The organism is Sutterella massiliensis, assembly GCF_016899755.1.
GTDB lineage: Bacteria > Pseudomonadota > Gammaproteobacteria > Burkholderiales > Burkholderiaceae_F > Sutterella > Sutterella massiliensis.
This window is the reverse complement of sequence record NZ_JACJJC010000405.1, coordinates 1-277: the sequence shown is the minus strand read 5'-3', so window position 1 is coordinate 277 and position 277 is coordinate 1. Positions and strand designations below refer to the sequence as shown.

At 52.0% G+C, this 277-nt stretch carries 1 protein-coding gene; it reads left to right on the top strand.

Going from position 1 to position 277, the window contains the following annotated elements; all coding sequences use genetic code 11:
- Positions 1-56: 56 nt before the first annotated feature.
- Positions 57-277: hypothetical protein (locus tag H6A60_RS13095; RefSeq protein WP_205105298.1), on the top strand; the 221-nt coding region annotated here is incomplete at its 3' end.

Sequence of the window (277 nt, the reverse complement as noted above, 5' to 3'; positions counted from 1 at the left end):
GTATTGGCCCTAATATTGATAAATATCAAATATCTTACGAAGGCCCGATCTAACCTGTGGACGAAGCCGCGTGCGAAGCAGAACTGCAACAAAAACGCAATCCGCATGGATTGACCGGAAAAACAGACGCATCGACGCACTTTGACGCCTCGAATTTCCCCGGCGCCCGCCTTTACGGCTCTTCCGCATTCACCTCGAAAACGGTGGAAGAGCCAAGGAGCAATTATGTACAAGCAATCCATCCTCGCTGCTGCGGTGCTCGCTGCTGCATTTGGGG